Genomic DNA, 14,727 nt, shown 5'->3' with positions numbered 1-14,727 from the left:
TATGTTTAATCACAGCTCAAAGTTGTAGCTAAACTTCATACCAATAGTACGCGGTGTTGTGGTGTAGTGACCATAAACACGCTGTAGTTCAGGTAGTTCTTTGTTAAGTTCAGCATATTGCGACATACCAGCCCAAGACTTATCACGACGTACAGAAGTAAACGCATATTTATCGAATAAGTTATCTACGTATAGGGTTGCAGACCACATATCGCCGGTAATTTTGGCTGATAAATTGCTTAGTGCGTAACCTGGTAATACTTCGCCGTCTGCTTTTAGGCCGACTTTGGTGATCACATCGCTTTGCGCTGTAATACCGTAGTTTACGCTTAATAGTTTATCGCCTAGGATATCTTGCTCGTAACGAAGACCAAACGAGAATTGATGCTCAGGCGCACCTGGTAAACGGTCGCCTTTAGTACCATCATAGTAGCTTTGGTATTGCGCTAAGTCGTCGGCTAATACGCCAAATAAGTAGGGGGCATCTTCGGTTAATTCAGCCTTTGCATAAGCGTATGTCGCATAGGCAGCCCAGTTATCACCAATCATAGCGCGGCTTGAAAGCTCAATACCTTTTGAATTAGCAGAACCCGCATTCGAAGTAATTAACTCCTGACCATTTACCGTACTGCTACCAACTTGCGCATCTTTCCAATCAACGTTAAAGAGCGCTGCATTGAAGTGTAGGCGGTTACGTAACCATGATGACTTAAAGCCTAGCTCGTAGTTGACTGTGGTATCTGGTTTGTAATCTTCTTCGTTTGGCAGGGCACAAACAATTTGTTGTTCAGGTAATACATCAGGGCAAGGAGCAATACCGTTACCACCACCAATGCGGAAACCTTCACTCACGGTAAAGTAAGCAAGTACACCATTATCGAATGTATAGTTAGCATTAAACTTAAATAAGTTACCGTTATCGCTAGCGCTCACATTTTCCATAACAAGGTTATCTAGTGAATCAAAATCACCAGAATAGAGCGGTGTTGCAGAACCTGATGTTGTAGAAACATCGTATTCGTAAAAACGTGCACCTAAGGTCACATCAAATTGCTCTGTGATGCTGTAGCCAATTTCACCAAAAAGTGCTTTTTCAGTGGTTTCGCTGTCTGAAATTAGAATATACTCAAGATCTTGTTCAACGTTAGGAATGCCGCCACCCCAGTACTCAGTTAAACCAGGTGTGTATTCACGATCATCTGAGTGGCTTTCTAATTTGTTGTAAAAGCCGCCCACAATCCAGTTAAGAGCGCTACTACTATTTGATACTAAACGAAGTTCTTGCGTAAAGGTATCGCGCTCTGAGGTATCGTGCGTGTAGCCAACAAATGAAGGGAAGTCGGCATAACCTGACCAAATATCGTAAAGTAGATCGGTTTGATCGCGCTGACCAGATTGCTCATAGCTAGACCAACCAGATGCAGAGACCAGCTCAGCAAAACCAAGATCTGCTTTTACTTCTAAGCTTAATAAATCATTTTCTTCTTCACCAGGCTCAAGTACACGGGCTACGTTTTCGTATTTACCTGGCACACCTTGCAGCGCACTGCTATTAGCAAGTGAGCCGTATTGCGATGTCGAGTTGCCTCCATTTTCTTGTTTTTGATAGAAGTAGTTAAGCGTTGCATCAACATCTTCGGTTGCAAGCCAGCGAAGTGATAAACGTGCTGTGGTGATTTGCTCATCGTTAACATCACTGACGCTTTTTAAGTTGGCATTTACATCGCTGCTGTCAGAAAAATCAGGGTCCGGGTTTGATACACCCGGCTTTTGAACTACATGGGTGTAATCGATGTAACCTGGGTTATCGTAATAATTTAAGCTAGTACGTAATGCTAGTTTATCGTTGATTAGTGGCGTGTTGAATACCACGCCAAACTCACCACCGGTACCGTCACTTTCGTTGATGCTAAATACATCGCCTGTTACTTTGCCCTCAGTAATATCAAGCTCAGGTTGCTTTAGTAAGTAACGAATCGCACCGCCTAAAGTGCCTGCACCGTATAGCGTGCCTTGTGGGCCGATGAGTACTTCCATGCGATCAACATCAGTTAAACGTAAATCAATACTAAGTGGAATTTCACCAACATAAGTTGCGACTGTGCCGCTATCAGAAATACGATCAGAGGTATTGGTGTTCAAACCACGAACGATAATCGGAGAACTCTCACGGCCACCTTGATCAGAAATCGTTAGGCCTGGCACCCAGCGTGCAACATCTTCTAAATCACTAATATTTTGGTCGCTAATGACATCGCCATTTAGGGCCGTAATATTGAGTGGTGCATCTTGCACAGAACCTGCTCGTCGTGTTGCAGTAATTTGAATTGTTTCAATTGATTTATCGACTTCGATAGCATCTTCTGCTGCAAATGCCATATTGCTATTGATTAAAACCGCAGAAATTGCACTTGCAAGTAGAGCAGGCCTAAAGGTATTCATGTTTGATTCCGATGTAGTTACAGTAAATTTATGCTTAAAAAATAGGCGTAGCTAGTAATTCAAGCTTAAAAGAGATTGATTTAGTGAATTTATATCCAATTATAGTGTATTTTTATTCTTATAGTCATGCGTTATTTGCAATAAAATGCAAAATAATTGAATAAATACTCTATCTGGATGTTAACTATCGGAAAAAGGGCAATGGGTGCAGCCGTTTTTACAGCAATGGCCGCGCTTTAAAAAGAACCAGCGACTAAATACCATGTAGTTGTTTTGCATCGTGTAATCGAGATTTTCAATTAACTTACCTTGATCATAGAAAGGTTTGGCAAAAGCGAGCTGTTGCTTTAGAGGCTGTTGGTATAGTTTGAATAAAAATAAATTTATTTTCTTAATCGTACAATCACGGCACAAACAGGATGTAGTTGCTTCATCAAGTGGTAAAATGGCGGGTAACTCATTACACCAACACGCATTTATATTGTCGACTTGGCAGTTAAGTGTTGCTTTGCATTGTGAGCAAGTAAGGGTTGTCATTCTGTAAAAAGATGCTTTGAGATTGAAAAGGTAAGCATAGCAAATGGATAAATTAGACGCATTAGATGAGTTTGCTCGATTTGGTGAAAACCGATTTGAGGCAATCGCCATTATTACCAGCAGCCCTGACAATCAAGGTGATGTGTATATTGTTACGCAAGACGTTTTTTGTCAGGTTTTACAGCGTGTTATTGACGGTGAAATAGATATCGATGAATTAGAACTTTGGGCAAATGTATTAGAGTCTCGTCAAGACATCGACGAAAGTGCGGTTGAAGGCGCAATCTTTGCCTTAAGTAATAACGAACAAATGGGTGAGTTGAGTAAAAGTACGCTAAAGAAGTTATTAGAACTGATCTTAGGCTGAAAGAGTCTTATATCTTTCAGCCTAAGGTATGTACTTGTTGCTACTTATGATAGTTCAAGCAGGTTTCAACTTCGTTTTTCGAGCCTAAGATCACCGCAACACGTTGGTGGATAGCGTCAGGTTGAATATCCATGATGCGCTCTGTGCCCGTTGAGGCAATACCGCCAGCTTGTTCGATTAACATTGCCATAGGGTTTGCTTCGTATAGTAAACGTAATTTGTTAGGCTTATTTGGATCTTTCGTATCGGTCGGGTAAGTGAAAATACCACCACGACATAAAACACGGTGCACATCACCCACCATTGCAGCAATCCAGCGCATGTTGAAGTTACGACCACGAGGGCCTGTGTCACCAGCAATTAAGTCATTGATGTAATTTTGCATCGCCGGTTGCCAATGGCGCTGGTTAGAGGCATTAATAGCAAATTCGCTGGTGTCTTCAGGTACTTTTGCAAAATCTTCTGTTAATAAGAAGGTACCGTGCGTTTTATCTAAGGTGAAAAAGCGTGTGCCTTTGCCAGTTGTTAATGCCAGCACGGTAGATGGGCCATATAATACATAACCCGCTGCAACTTGGTTTTTACCCGGTTGCATAAAGATACTTGGATCAGCAGGATCCGCGCCATCAGGCGCTGCCATAATTGAGAAAATCGTACCAACCAGTGAGTTAATATCGGTATTTGAAGAGCCATCAAGCGGGTCAAAGGCAACGATGTATTTAGCATCAGGATTACCCGCAACGGTAAAGTCTTCTTCCTCAGAAGCAATGGCTTTTACGTAGCCCGATTCGAGTAAAATGTCTTTTAGAAGCTGATTGGTAAGTACATCTAATTTCTTTTGTGTTTCACCCTGAATATTTTCATCAAGAGTTGAACCTAACACACCTGATAAGGCACCTTGACCAACACGGAATGAAATTTCTTTACATGCCGCAAGCACTGTTCTGATCAATGAGATCAGTTCACGAGGGCAACCATCTTCTAATAATACCGGTGGGAGTCTACGCATTCTATTTTCCTGATAACGTTGTAGCCAGACATTTTTAAGTGTGAGAGAGAATGTCTTAGCAAGCGCTGAATTTCGTCTTAAATAGCTGTTTTTTGTTGGCGATACTTTATACTGCCAAATACCTGTACAGTATTTAAAACGCGAATAACAAAGATAAGATTATGCAAAAAATACCATTACTACGATACCTGCTCTTAGCTGTGCTGCTTACTATAATAACTCAAGCACACGCAGCAATTAAGCCTATAAATGATTTTACTGAAAAAATGAGTCATTTTTCGGGCTATTATTCTTTCTATTATGATTCTGAAAGCGGCAAAGTGTACGTTGCAGTTGATAAACTCAAGCAACCTTTTTTACTTCAGCAAAGCTTACCTTATGGGGTCGGCTCAAATGATATAGGGCTTGATCGAGGGCAACTTGGCAATACCTATTTAGTACAATTTGAACGTTTTGGTGATAAGGTGATGTTACGAGCATTGAATACTTATTATCGGGCGAATACGGCCAACTTGGCTGAGCAGCAAAGTATCAAAGAAGCGTTTGCTTCGAGTATTCTTGCGGGCTTTAGTGTTGTTGCAGAGTCAGACTCAGCGGTACTTGTAGACTATACTCCTTATTTATTGAGTGATGTGCACGGTGTAAGTCGTCGTTTAGCTGCAACTTCGCAGGGGAGCTTTAATTTAGATGGTAATCGAAGCGCAGTCTATTTAGCTCGTTCAAATGCATTTGTGAAAAATACAGAGTTAGAGGCAATACTCACTTTTCAAGGTAGTAACCCTGGTGAGTTTGTTCGTCAAGTGAGCGCTGATCCTCACGTACTTACAGTACATATGCATCATTCTTTTATTGAACTGCCTGATGATAACTACACACCACGTCAATTCCATCCTCAATCCGGTTACTGGAGTATTGAGCATAAAGATTATGCCGCGCCACTTGGTGAGTCTATGTATGTGCGTTACATTCCGCGTCATCGTTTAGCAAAAAAAGATCCGAGCTTGCCAATTAGCGAACCCGTTGAACCGATTGTTTACTATTTAGATCCAGGCGTGCCTGAGCCAGTTAAAACAGCCTTGTTAGAGGGCGCTAAATGGTGGAATGATGCATTCAATGCTGCTGGTTATAAGAACGCATTTATCGTTAAAGTGTTACCTGATGATGCTGATCCTATGGATATACGCTACAACGTGATCCAATGGGTACACCGTGCAACACGTGGCTGGTCGTATGGCAGCTCAGTGATAGACCCGAGGACGGGCGAAATTATTAAAGGCCATGTAACACTGGGTTCATTACGTGTACGTCAAGATATCCTTATCGCTGAGGCATTAGCTGCCCCTTATTTTGAAGGTAATGAAGTTGCTACTCGTTTACAAGCAATGGCTCTTGACCGTATTCGTCAACTAAGCGCTCATGAAATAGGCCACACGTTAGGGATTGCACATAACTTTTCAGCGTCGGTCGCTGATAGAGCATCGGTAATGGACTATCCTCACCCGCTACTTAGTTTCAATGAGCAAGGCAAACTGGATGTGAGCCGAGGCTATGCCTCTGGTATGGGAGTGTGGGACACACAAGTGATAAAATACGGTTATAGCGATTTTACAAACCAAGATGAACCACAACAACTGGCCGCAATTTTAGCTGAAAATAAAAGTAAAGGGCTGGAATTCATTTCGGACAGTGATGCACGTGCTAAAGGGGGCGCTCATCCAACGGGGCATTTGTGGGATAACGGTCGTTCACCAAGTGATGAGTTAATGCGTGTACTTGATGTTCGCAAACAAGCGCTGACGAGCTTTGGTATTGAAAATATCAAAACGGGGACTGCGTTATCGCAACTAGAAGAAATGCTGGTGCCACTTTATTTATTCCATCGCTATCAAGTTGAAGCTGCGGTTAAATTAATTGCCGGTGTTAATTACGAATATGAAGTACGTGATGGCTCAGAGCCAAAAGGGGCGCAAGTTGTAGCTAAGCAAACCCAGCAGGCGGCTGTTGATGCACTCCTTGCTACACTAAAAGCTGAGAATCTAGTTTTACCTGAGTCAGTGTTAGCGCTTATTCCACCAAAAGCGTATGGGGAATCTAAATCACGCGAGAGCATCGTCGGTCGTACAGGATTAACCCTTGATGCTATGGCACTGCCTGAAGTCGCGGCTGCACACAGTTTAAGCCTATTATTTAATAACCAGCGTGTTAATCGTCTCGCGCAGCAACAAGCGCGTAGCGATGCATTTTATAGTTTAGATTCATTATTAGCTCAAACTTATCAGCAAATTTTCGAGCAAAAAGTTGCCCAGGGGATGGCGGGTAAGATTAACCAACGAGTGCAGCTTTTAACGGCTAAGCAATTTGCTGATTTAGTAACGAGTGATAAAGTCGCCCCCGAGGTACAAGCACAGTTTCGTTATTATCTTGCCAAGCTTGCAAAGAGTTACCAGCAAGAATCAATGCTAGGAAGTGCATCAGTAGGTGATAGCGCCTTCAAACAATATTTAAGCGAACAAATCAGCCACTTTTTAGCAAGCGGTGAGTGGCCTGCAAACTTTAAAGTATTGCCAATGCCACCGGGTTCACCAATTTAACCCACCTTTATTTTAAGACGCCTAGCATAGCTAGGCGTTTTACTTGCATAAAACTGGATTTTTGCTAATCTAGCGACCTCTCTTTTTGTCTTCTTGGGGTGTATATGGCGTTTTTTTCTCGCTCGCTGCTTGCGGCAGCTATTACATTCTCGAGTTTTTCAAGTTATGCCTCATTAGCTAAAAAGCAATGCGAAGTTGAGCTTAGTCACGGCTTGATCATTACAGATGATGTTATTCGTATTGTTGATAAAGGCCAAACCCGTGTACAAATAAACAACAATACTCAGTTATTTATTCGTGGCTATTGGGTTGACCTTAATCCAGAAGAAAGCAAAGTCGTGGAGCAGTTTAGTTTAGGTATTCGTGACACTGTGCCTGAATTAGTTGAACTGGCCACTGACGGTGTAAATTTAGGTTTGAGTGCTATTGAGCAGGTCGTTGAGGGCATGTCCGACAAAGAACCTGAAGTACTTAAAACGCAATTACAGTATGTTGAACGTGCTTTGATGGATAAGTTTAAGCGTGGCGATGACTTTTTCTTTATCGCCCCGCAATCATTGTCGAAAATCGATGACTTTTTTACCAAAGAGATCAGCCAAAAAATTCACTCAGCTGTACATGGCTCATTAGGGGCTATTTTAGTTTCATTAGGTGATGCGTTTAAATCACGTGAGGGAAATATCGAAGATCGTATTAACGACATGGGTCAGCGTATGGATATTATCTCTAAGGAAATAGATAAGTCACTGCAAAAGAAAGCGGAGCAGCTTGAAATGAAAGCCTCTGAATACTGTGAGTGTTTAAACTCACTAGATGTCACTGAATCTCGATTACAAAAAATAGTGCCAGGAATGGCCGATTTCGATTTGGTACAGATTAAGTCTTAAAAGCCCAGTAAACTTACTGGGCTTTTTATGTCTGGCTTTTGATACGTGAATAGTTAGCTAAATTTAGCTGTTTCTGTCTCTAAATCAGCGGTAAGGCCTTTGATTGAATCGGTTGCCGTATGTGCCTGACTGGATACGTTAGCCGTCTGTGAGGCAGTATCTGAAATGGTGACCACACGTTTTGCTGTATCTTCACCTGCGTCTAATTGCTCTTTAGCTGCTATAGCAATTTGATGGCTCATTTGTGCGATTGCACTTAATGAACTCGCAACTCGGTTTAGTTCTTCATTGGCTTTGGTTGATTTAGCCACAGTTTGTTCACTGGTCGAAATACTCAGTGCAACAGATGACTTAGCATCTTGTGTTGCTGATTGTAATTTACCAATCATGTTGCGGATTTCTTCGGTACTGGTTTGTGTTCGTTGTGCAAGGCCACGGACTTCATCAGCAACAACCGCAAACCCTCTACCTTGTTCGCCAGCACGAGCTGCCTCAATGGCTGCATTAAGGGCTAATAGATTTGTTTGCTCTGCAATTCCTTGAATAACACTTAGCACATTAGCGATATTATTTACTTCATCATCAAGAACTTGAATGTTATTACCAGCGCTGTCAATTTGTTGCTCTAAAAGTGCGATTGTTTGTGCTGCTTCGTTGGTTAAGTGGCTTGCGCTTTGCCCTTGGTTCTCAGCTTCTTGTACTGAGTAAGCTGCTTGTTCGGCATGCTCAACAACTGTTTGCGCTGAGGCGGTTAGCTCAGTAATGGCTGAGGCAACCATTTGTGTTTCTTCATTTAAACTACGGGTGAGTTTATCAAGCTCAATAGAGCGAGACTCGTTATCAACACTTTGATTTTTGAGGCTATCAGTTACATCTTTGATACCATCAACAACGCCGCGTAAGCCTTGTTGCATGTAATGCATGGCCGCAATAATACTTTCACTTGGCGCATCTTGGCGGATAGTTGAGTGGAGGTTGCCACGTGATACGTTTTTAACGATATCAATAACTTCATTGATTTCACCTCCCAATGCATTGGTCAGTGATGAGCCAAAGCGTGCAATTGCAAACGTGAGGGCAATGGCAATGAGCATAGATAAACCCAATAGCCACTTTGCTGTGCTCCAGTATCGTTCATCGACTTCTTTTGCACTAATTCCTGTGCCAACATACCAGCCAAACAGCGGTGTTTTTTGTACAACAGACGTTAAGTCTACTGTTTCACCATCACGGACAGAGTCCCAGTGGTAAGTGATAATTTTATTTGTTGTGTTACCCACGAGTTGCTCGACCATGCGACCAATGCTGTTACCACTGGCATCTTTAAAGTCATTAAAGCTAGTACCATGCAATTCTGGGTCATGTGGCGTGGCAACAAAATCTAAATTATTGTCGACGACATAAACATACTCTGAATCGTGATATTTATTTTCTCTTAAAACCTGAGTTGCCAACTCTTTAGCCTGAGTTTCATCAAGCTGGCCATTTTTTACCATCAATTCGAATTGCTCAACGATATTAGTTGTGCTTTTCATCAATTGGTTAATACGCGCAATGTTATCGCTCTCACTTGCATGACGTAACGACTGTAAACCCAACAAGGCTATTGCGCAAAGTGCAATAAAAATGGCGGTAGCAAATAAGCTAATTTTTGTTTTTAAAGCTAGTCCTGATAACACAGTTAGCCTCCTTTTATTATATCCCCTCTACTTTTCTACCATGTTTATCGGCAACTTGTTAGCTTTTATTAAGTAAAAATGACAGCGTTATCATGATATTTGTTCAAGTACCTATTTAGAGTGAAAGCTCAGCAGCGGTCAAGGGGCGGTATTCACCACTAGCTAGATTTTCATCAAGATGAATATTGGCAATTTTTTCACGGTGTAGTTCAACAACTTTGTTATCAACTGCGGCCAGCATTCGTTTAACTTGATGATATTTACCTTCACAAATGGATAGGCGTAAGCTGTAGCTTGCAAGTTTTTCAACAATGGCTGGGCGAGTTAGCTCTTTTTCGTTGTGTAATTGCACCCCTTGCTCTAACGCTACTATTGCTTCTTCATTAATCGGTTCTTGCGTTTCAACTAAATAAGTTTTGAACTTGTTGTGCTTTGGTGAAGTTATTTTGTGCGACCAGTCACCATCATTGGTGATGATAACTAAGCCGGTGGTGTCTATATCTAAGCGACCAGCAACATGAAAGTCACTCATGTTTGGCTCATCGAGTAAGTCGAATACTGTCGGGTGAAGGTCATCTTTATTGGCACACACATAGCCTGCAGGCTTATGGAGCATGAAGTAGCGCTTGCCTAAAAAGACCAACGGCTCGCCTTGCCAGCGGATATCATCTTGTTCAGTGACTGAAAAGTCAAAAGAGGTGATCACCTCACCGTTTACGGTGGCGTATTTACGTTTTATACCAGCTCTGGTTTTACTGCGAGGTAATTCAGCAATATGACTGATAAATTTATCTAAACGGCATGGGAATTTCATTGGGATCACATTTTTAGTCGGCTACAATGGCCGCGAGTATAGCGGATACTGGTGACCTATGACAGTACAGCAAGGACAAATATTAAGGTATTACCAAGCGCAAATAGCCAAAGGCGAGCTGCATGAAGACCATGCTCAACGCACAGCGATTAATGCGCTTGATAATCTAGCCACAGAATTGGCTGCGCCAAGACATTGGTGGCAAAGCGCTAAGCCAATAAAAGGGGTTTATTTATACGGCCCAGTAGGGCGTGGCAAATCCATGTTGATGGATGTGTTTTTTAAGCTGGTTAACATTGATGCGAAGCAGCGTTTGCACTTTCACCATTTTATGAAGCAAGTGCATGAGCGTTTGATTCAGCTGCAAGGGCAGAAAAATCCGCTGACACTTATTGCTAAGGAGTGGGCACAGAACATTCGTTTGATTTGCTTTGATGAGTTCTTTGTTTCTGATATTGGCGATGCCATGATCTTAGGTGGCTTATTCAAAGCCTTGTTTGAGCACCAAGTGGTGTTAGTGGCGACGTCTAACTGTCAACCTGAGCAGTTGTATCGCAACGGTTTACAACGAGCACGATTTTTACCCACTATCGATTTGTTAAATGATCATTGTCATATTTTAAGTGTTGAAGGCAATACCGATCATCGCTTTCGCTTTGGTAAACAAACCGAACATTACTTTATTGATAACAAAAGTGCCCTAATAGGGCGCTTTTTAAAGCAAGAGCAAGCAGTACAAAAGCAAACAACGATAGAGGTTTGCTATCGTCAGCTTAGCTGTGAGCTGCAAGCTCAAGATGCCATTATGTTTGACTTTATGGCGTTATGTTCAGGTGCTAGAAGCACAGCAGATTACATTTATTTAGCAGAGCGCTTTCAGCGCATTTATTTGCTCAATGTGCCAGTAATGGGACGCGGAGCAACGGGTAAACAAATTGTGCATGGTATTGAAGACAGTTATCAACGTGAAAAACAGGATTTACAAGAGCACTTTTTAGATGATGAAGCCCGGCGCTTTATTGCTTTGGTTGATGAGTTTTATGACCGAGGTCGATTACTGGTGATCTCGGCTGAGGCGGGCATTAGTGATATATATCAAGGACAGAAACTGGCATTTGAGTATGCGCGTACAGAGTCTCGATTAGTCGAGATGCAAAGCTGGAAAAGATAAAAGGCGCATTAAAAAGTGCGCCTTTGTTGTCAGTCTAGCTGGGGTTTATATGAAAATGTTAAAAACTATATTGTGCGCCTACATACACATAACGACCTTTACCCCCACCATACTCAGAGTAATAATTACCACGCCCTGAAGGATAAAAATCACCTTTATTATCAAACACGTTATTTACACCACCGAATACACGTAGTTGGCTTTGTTTACCAAGTGACAAAGTGTAAGACGCTGAAAGGCTGTGCTTTAAGAACGAGCCATAATCTTGGTAGGCAAGCTTTTCTGGGTTACTAATACAGGTATCTTCACCAGCCTCACAGCGGGCATCATTTTCGGCTACATACTCATTGTAATCTTCTTCAAGACTCTGGCTTGCTTTAAACGAGCCTAAGAAATTTGTACGCCAGCGAATACGTAGATCATCATTACGCCAAGTAATCGACATTGACGCTTTATCTTTAGTGCGACCATAGCCTGCGTAATGACTGGTCACTAAGCTACCATCGAGGCCTTCATAGGTCTGTGAGTTTTCAATCACATGATTATAATCAAGCTTTAACGAGAGTTGACCATAACTGTCAAAATCAAACTTGTACTGTGCAACCACATCATAGCCTCTAGCTGTGAGCTCATCGAGGTTATATTGACGTTGTAAAACCTTAATAATATTGCCCTCATTATTACGGGTAATATCATTACAGAAGGTGTTTTCAGCTCCCCACGCAACTTCAGAGTCGTAACATTCACGCATGATGTTTTCATTACTGATTTGCGAAATTGCATCGACAATTGCAATATCATAGTAGTCAACCGCAAGGTTGAAATTGTCTAAGAACGCAGGTGCCACTGTGATGCCAAACGTATACGTATCGGCAGTTTCTTCTTTCAAGTTTTCATTACCAGCACCCGGAGAATAACTGTTATTTTCATCGTTAAATTCGAAATCAGGATCGGCAGCAAGTTGCGCAGCTAAAGTGGGCTCTTTACGACAGTTATCGTGACCAGGTTTAGTCGATGTTGCAGTTAAACCATCACAAATATCATCATAGCTGTCGTAATCGCCACGCGGTGGTGACATAAGTTCAGTGATGGTTGGCGCACGTTGTGCACGTGCATAATTCGCTCTAAAAGCATAGCCTTCGATAGGCTCCCAAAAAATACCAAGTTTGTAGCTGGCAACTGTATTGACGTTTTCCATGCTGTAATTAGCCAACCGAAGTGACGTTTCAGCACTTAAGTTTTTTGCCAGTGGTGCATCTTTTAACAGTGGGATTGCAAGTTCTGCAAAGGCCTCATAGACCTCAACTTCACCGTAGAAGTTTGGTACATAGTTAAAGGTGATCCCACCGGATTTCATATCATCACTGGTTTTCAGATCTTGGCTATCTTTACGGTATTCACCACCAAATACAGCCGACACTGAGCCTGCTGGTAGTTCAAATAAGTCACCAGCAATGTAACCGACTACGCCATATTGTTTTATTTCGGTATCAATAACCGGATTAGTACGTATCCATGCCGCCATGTCATCAGTGATTGACCCTTCGCCAAACAAGTTGATAGGCACGCAGCCTGCTGCGCGAGCTGCTTCATCAATACATTGGATTGTGCCATCAGCAAGCTCCTCAGCTTGTAAAGCTTGGCTTAGTTTTACTGTGTTTAACTCATTGCTACGAACTTGATGTTGAGTGAAGCGACCGTAGCTGGCTGATACATCCCAATCCCATTCACCGTTAAAGAGTGTCCCCTGTAAACCTGCCCAGCTACGAATCGTTTTACGTGTGTTATCAGTACTGATATTACCCACTTCACTAAAACGACGATCCCAATAAATACGATCTTTATATGGGTTGGCATCTAAGATTTCTTGCGGCACATAAGGATTATCAATTGGAATATAACCTGGTGCAACATCCGAAAGTGGATCGCCAGTGACGGGATCATAGCGAGGTACAAAAGCACCTTCGTACTCATCCTCTGGAGACTTATTGTTAAATGATCCACTGTCACTGTATTGTACCTGTGCGTACAGCATGACATCATCTGTTAAGTCAAAGTCGACTTTCAGTGCCGTTGAGAAGTTATCACTTGGCACATCCAACATCACGTATTGGTTAGAGTTGATGCCGTAAATTTCTTCGTTGCCTTTCCAGTCATCACGAAGAGTTTGACCATCGTACCAAAACTGGGTGTCGTTATTACCGTTTTCTAAGAACACACCGCCAGGAATACCGTCGCTCTTACTTACCCAGTCAGCTTGAGTGATGTCACGCATACATTGGTCGCCATTGGCTGTTTGCATCACATTACACATGCGATCAGGGTCATAATCGTAGCTATCTTCAATCTGGGCACGTTTACGGTCGTAAAACGTCATGCCAAAATCACGGTCCCAGTTAGCGCTAAAATACGCATAGCCGCGATCATCGGCAAATGAGGTGCCATAATTTAAATCAAGGGTAAACTCTTTGCCGCCACCATCAGTGGTTTCACCTGTATTGGCTTTAAAGTCGAAGCCTTCTTTTTTCGATTGAGTAATTATATTTACAACACCTGCGACCGCATCTGCCCCATAGGTTGCTGATGCACCGCCACTAATTATTTCAACGCGTTCAACCATGCCGCTAGGAATGGTATTTAAACTAACGTAATTACCACTGTAGCTGTTTGAAACAACGCGACGACCATCAATCAGTGTCAGTGTACGGTTAGCACCTAAGTCACGTAATTGAACAGTGGATAAACCAGTTGCAGAAACACTTGATTGGCTGGTGGTATTACCAATGCTTTCACTAAGCGCAGGCATGTTATCGACTAAAATATCAGATAAATTCGTTAACCCAGTATCCAAGATAGCGTCACGATCCATAGTAACCAGTGGCGTGGGTATCGAAAAGCTGTCTCGTTTTATACGTGAGCCCGTAACGATAATTTTTTCGGGTGTTTCGTTTTGTTCTTTGATTGCAGGGCTGGTATTAGCTGTGCGTGCAATGTCTGCTTCATTAGCAAGTGCATGTTGGCTAAAACCACTGGCAACAGCAAGCGCTATTGCACACGGCTTAGTTAGTAGATTTCTCACAGGCGTTCCTAGTTGTACTTATTTTATTTTTAGTTGTGTGAAACCAGAGCGCTGCTCTTTTAAGGGCAGTTAAAATTTACAGTGAACAACACCCTGGTTTGTCGGTATTGACGTAAAATTTTTTATAAAAATGTGAATACAACTGCAATCT

General features: G+C 42.2%; 10 protein-coding genes. 4 read left to right on the top strand and 6 right to left on the bottom strand.

All coding sequences use genetic code 11. The annotated features are described in order from the left end of the window. Positions 1 to 9: 9 nt before the first annotated feature. Both L3Q70_RS13805 and L3Q70_RS13800 read right to left on the bottom strand, forming a co-directional pair. Entirely contained in the window at positions 10 to 2,442 is a 2,433-nt protein-coding gene (locus L3Q70_RS13805; protein WP_237114445.1) for a TonB-dependent receptor, read from the bottom strand. A gap of 180 nt (positions 2,443 to 2,622) precedes the next feature. Next, positions 2,623 to 2,979 (bottom strand): DUF5522 domain-containing protein, encoded by a 357-nt coding sequence (locus L3Q70_RS13800; protein WP_193987795.1) that lies wholly within the window; start codon positions 2,977 to 2,979, stop codon positions 2,623 to 2,625. Positions 2,980 to 3,022: 43 nt separating this feature from the next. Between L3Q70_RS13800 and L3Q70_RS13795 the strand changes: the two genes are divergently transcribed. Further along, entirely contained in the window at positions 3,023 to 3,346 is a 324-nt protein-coding gene (locus L3Q70_RS13795) for a hypothetical protein (protein WP_062568660.1), read from the top strand. A 40-nt stretch (positions 3,347 to 3,386) separates the two neighbouring features. Here L3Q70_RS13795 and L3Q70_RS13790 read toward each other — a convergent pair whose 3' ends face one another. Further along, the gene (locus L3Q70_RS13790; RefSeq protein ID WP_062568661.1) at positions 3,387 to 4,355 is read right to left on the bottom strand and encodes a class 1 fructose-bisphosphatase; all 969 of its coding nucleotides are present in this window, start codon (positions 4,353 to 4,355) and stop codon (positions 3,387 to 3,389) included. A 161-nt stretch (positions 4,356 to 4,516) separates the two neighbouring features. On the opposite strand from L3Q70_RS13790, the gene L3Q70_RS13785 reads away from it, so the two are divergent. Next, on the top strand, positions 4,517 to 6,946 hold the full coding sequence (locus L3Q70_RS13785; protein WP_237114444.1) for a zinc-dependent metalloprotease: 2,430 nt from the start codon (positions 4,517 to 4,519) through the stop codon (positions 6,944 to 6,946). 104 nt (positions 6,947 to 7,050) lie between these two features. Then, positions 7,051 to 7,833, top strand: a complete 783-nt coding sequence (locus L3Q70_RS13780) for a YggN family protein (protein ID WP_062568663.1) — start codon at positions 7,051 to 7,053, stop codon at positions 7,831 to 7,833. Positions 7,834 to 7,886: 53 nt separating this feature from the next. On the opposite strand, the gene L3Q70_RS13775 is transcribed toward L3Q70_RS13780, so the two are convergent. Together L3Q70_RS13775 and rsuA are read right to left on the bottom strand one after the other, a co-directional pair. Further along, positions 7,887 to 9,512, bottom strand: coding sequence for a methyl-accepting chemotaxis protein (locus L3Q70_RS13775; RefSeq protein WP_062568664.1), 1,626 nt, complete (start codon positions 9,510 to 9,512; stop codon positions 7,887 to 7,889). 115 nt (positions 9,513 to 9,627) lie between these two features. Continuing rightward, positions 9,628 to 10,326: a 16S rRNA pseudouridine(516) synthase RsuA gene (gene rsuA, locus L3Q70_RS13770; RefSeq protein ID WP_062568665.1), complete on the bottom strand. Its 699-nt coding sequence runs from the start codon at positions 10,324 to 10,326 to the stop codon at positions 9,628 to 9,630. 58 nt (positions 10,327 to 10,384) lie between these two features. Between rsuA and zapE the strand changes: the two genes are divergently transcribed. Continuing rightward, positions 10,385 to 11,497: a cell division protein ZapE gene (zapE, locus tag L3Q70_RS13765; protein WP_062568666.1), complete on the top strand. Its 1,113-nt coding sequence runs from the start codon at positions 10,385 to 10,387 to the stop codon at positions 11,495 to 11,497. Positions 11,498 to 11,555: 58 nt separating this feature from the next. Here zapE and L3Q70_RS13760 read toward each other — a convergent pair whose 3' ends face one another. Further along, positions 11,556 to 14,576: a TonB-dependent receptor gene (locus L3Q70_RS13760; protein WP_062568667.1), complete on the bottom strand. Its 3,021-nt coding sequence runs from the start codon at positions 14,574 to 14,576 to the stop codon at positions 11,556 to 11,558. Between the last annotated feature and the right edge of the window lie 151 nt (positions 14,577 to 14,727).

The organism is Pseudoalteromonas sp. CF6-2, from assembly GCF_021729425.1.
GTDB lineage: Bacteria > Pseudomonadota > Gammaproteobacteria > Enterobacterales > Alteromonadaceae > Pseudoalteromonas > Pseudoalteromonas arabiensis.
The sequence above is the reverse complement of the archived record's forward strand: the minus strand, read 5'-3'. Positions and strand labels throughout refer to the sequence as shown.

Excerpts from the sequence above, each read along its gene's own strand:
- L3Q70_RS13805 (WP_237114445.1), bottom strand. The coding sequence starts at position 2,442 with ATGAATACCTTTAGGCCTGCTCTACTTGCAAGTGCAATTTCTGCGGTT.
- L3Q70_RS13800 (WP_193987795.1), bottom strand. The coding sequence starts at position 2,979 with ATGACAACCCTTACTTGCTCACAATGCAAAGCAACACTTAACTGCCAA.
- L3Q70_RS13795 (WP_062568660.1), top strand. The coding sequence starts at position 3,023 with ATGGATAAATTAGACGCATTAGATGAGTTTGCTCGATTTGGTGAAAAC.
- L3Q70_RS13790 (WP_062568661.1), bottom strand. The coding sequence starts at position 4,355 with ATGCGTAGACTCCCACCGGTATTATTAGAAGATGGTTGCCCTCGTGAA.
- L3Q70_RS13785 (WP_237114444.1), top strand. The coding sequence starts at position 4,517 with ATGCAAAAAATACCATTACTACGATACCTGCTCTTAGCTGTGCTGCTT.
- L3Q70_RS13780 (WP_062568663.1), top strand. The coding sequence starts at position 7,051 with ATGGCGTTTTTTTCTCGCTCGCTGCTTGCGGCAGCTATTACATTCTCG.
- rsuA (WP_062568665.1), bottom strand. The coding sequence starts at position 10,326 with ATGAAATTCCCATGCCGTTTAGATAAATTTATCAGTCATATTGCTGAA.
- zapE (WP_062568666.1), top strand. The coding sequence starts at position 10,385 with ATGACAGTACAGCAAGGACAAATATTAAGGTATTACCAAGCGCAAATA.